Below are 2,940 nucleotides of genomic sequence, written 5' to 3'. Positions count from 1 at the left end.
GTGCCTGTCCGCCAGGGCGAAACGGCGCGAGAGGTTGTAGACCGTTTCGCCCTGGCGGACAGGCCCCTGCGTGCCCCCTGCCCGTGACCAGCCACCCTCGTTGTCGCGCGACGCTATCTCGGGCTGGCGCGGAGCAGCCGGNRCMKGMTSGSNCARCMNGCWCGAYSSGASGNNGGWCKGCTGGCGCAGCAGGCTGCGGGCAAAGCYGGAGGACTGGTGCAGCAGCTGCTCGAAGGCGGCGGCATCGAACACGAGGGCGCGCACGGGCTCCAGGGCCGCGACGGACGCCGACCGCGGGCGGCCACTGAGCAGGGCCATCTCGCCGAGGGTCTCCCCCGCCGCCACCCGCGCCTGCCAGTCCTCGCCGCTGACGCGGGCGCTGCCCTCCAACAGGATCGCCATCCAGGTGGCCTCCTCGCCCGGCCGCAGGATCGCCGCGCCGGCCTGCCAGGCGCGCAGCTGGCCCCAGGCCGCCACGTTGAACAGGGCCGAAGGCGACAGCTCCGCGAACAGGGGCACCTGCACCAGCAAGTGGAGCAGCTCGGCTTCGGCTGGCGGTGTGCCGGCCTGGAGGGTCTCGAGGTGGGCCGAACTGGGCAGGCCGCCGCGGGGCGTGCGCCGCAGCCGCGCGGCGCGGGCGGGGTCGCGCTGGTCGAGCAGCCAGAGCGCCCAGAAGGCGTTCTCGGGATCAGGGTCGCTCCAGAGCTCTTCCAGCACGGCCAGCGGATCCGGCAGCGGCTCCAGCGCCAGGGGGGGCTGGAGTTCTGGAGTGGATTCGGGCTGCGGCTCAGCGTGGGGCAGCAGGGTGAGGTCGCGGCGATGCACCTCGCCCACGACCCCGGGCGGTAACAGGGTCTGCAGGGCAGCGAACTGGCGCAGCAGGGGATCGTCAGCCTGGAACTCGGCCAGCAGCGGGAGCAGCGGCAGCAGGCGGCCGACGATGCGCAGATCGATCACTGGCAACAGCGGCCTCAGCAGGCCGTCGGCGGCAGCTCCGGCCTCCAGGGCGCTGCGTCGGGCCAGCTCGCCGCGCAACTCCTCGAGGCCTGCACTCAGCTGGCGCTGGGCGAAGGCTGAACGGGGGCCGAAGCGCAGCAGCAGCGCCTGCCAGGCGCCATCGTCGAGACCGGAATCCTGGCGGATCATCTCCAGCCGCAGGCTCTGGGCGGCATCGAGGGCGCCGGGGCGCAGATCCCGCTGGCCGGCGACCTGCAGCAGATCGTGGACCGCCTCGGCGGCAGCCTCCTCGCGCAGGTTGCGGCTGGCCCGCTGGCGGGCGTCGAGCTGCAGCAGCTGCGGGTCCTCCAGGGTGAGTTCGCGCAGGGCGGCGTGGTGGTCGGCCTCCTCCAGGCCCAGGGCCAGGCGCAACTCCTCGAGCTGCACGGCGCTGGTGGCCCGCTCCAGGCGGCCGCTGCGCACCAGATCGGCCAGCACGTCGCGGTAGAGCGACTGGTTGGTGGCGGCGAGCTGGGCGGGCAGCGCCTTGGCCAGGGTGAACACCTCGCCGGGGGTGAGCTCATCGAGGGTGCGTCCATCGAGATGGGCCTCCAGATCGGGAAAGCGTTTCCTGAGCTGGGTGCGCAGGCTGGCACTGGTGCTCTCGCGCCGGTAGGTGTCGGCGTCGCGGGGCCAGCCGCGGAACAGCCAGATGGCGCTGGCGATCAGCACCAGGGAGCGGATCAGCTGGCCCACCTTGCCCGCCGCCAGCCCGAGGCTGGGGTCGGCGAACCAGAAGAACAGGTTCACGGCCAGGAAGGTGGCCAGCAGCCGGGTGCGCGAGCGGGCCATGGCGCGGGCGCGCTCGGGGCTGTGGTCGCCGCTCAGCCCCTGGCGCAGGCCGCTTTCGAGCCAGCTGAACAGGGCGACGCTGCTGGCCCCGGCGGCGCTCAGCAGCGCCGGGATGGCCAGCAGCCGCGGCACCCCCCAGCCGGCCTCGGCCCGGGGCCAGAGGTCGAGGGCGCGGGCGGGCAGATCGGCATCGAAGGCCCAGAGGCCACTGCGCAGCATCTCAACCGTCTCCGGCCCCTGCTGGCGGGCGAGCAGAAAGAAGGCCAGCACCAGCCCCGGGTAGGAAAGCCAGGCCCAGCGCAGGCCCCGCTTGCCCTCCAGACCGGCCCAGTAGCTGCGTTCGGCGTCGATGTCGAGGCAGGGCGACTGGCAGGCGACGCAGGCGGAGCGCTCACGGCCGTCCTCGGCCACGGTGCGGCACATCGACTGGGTGAGGCGGCTGGCATCGAGGTGGGCGGCACTGGCCAGGGGCCCGCGGGGACCGGTGACCACCTGCTGCACCGCTCCCATCGGGCAGACGTACTGGCACCAGGCCTTGCCGGCGTAGACCCAGCCCACGGCGACCGCCGCCGCCACGGTGAGAGCCAGCAGCAGGCCCAGGCCCAGGGGGCTGCTGTTGACCGCCAGAAGGCGCAGGCACAGGCCCGCGATCAGCAGGCTCCACTGCAGGCTCAGGTGGTGGCGTCCCAGCCAGGAGTCGCCCTCCACCTTGGCCAGCTGGGGCTTGCCGTTGCGGCCCGGCACGCGGCGCTGCCGGTCCAGGGCCCGGAACAACTGGGAGACGAAGGCCAGCGGGCAGATGCGGCGCCAGAGCTCATGGCTGCCGGCCGCCAGGATCAGCAGACCGCTGGGCACCACCGTGCCCCAGAACAGCTGGTTGCCGCCGTGGCCATGGCAGGCCAGGCCCTCAGGGCAGGGCGGCCGCCGCAGGGCCCAGTCGCTCAGGGCAGGACTCAGCAGCGAGGCGATCAGGGCCAGCCAGCCCAGCAGCAGCAGCCAGCGCACCAGGTGGGCCTGCCGTTCCGGCCACCGCGAAAACAGCCACATGGGGAGCGGATGGGTAGGCCGCAGGCTAGGGGCGGCAGGCCCGGCCAGCCGGGGAGCATGATCGGTTCGCAGAGGCCCTGCCCCACCGGGGCGCCGCCATGAGTC

1 pseudogene is annotated in these 2,940 nt (G+C 73.7%); it reads right to left on the bottom strand.

Features of this window, described 5'->3' with window-relative positions:
- Positions 1–2,835, bottom strand: a pseudogene (locus IQ216_RS12930) (cyclic nucleotide-binding domain-containing protein); the annotation flags it as partial.
- Positions 2,836–2,940 lie beyond the last annotated feature (105 nt).

Source organism: Cyanobium sp. LEGE 06143, from assembly GCF_015207535.1.
Taxonomy (GTDB): domain Bacteria; phylum Cyanobacteriota; class Cyanobacteriia; order PCC-6307; family Cyanobiaceae; genus NIES-981.
Note: the sequence above shows the minus strand (reverse complement) of the source record. Positions and strands in the feature narration are given on the sequence as shown.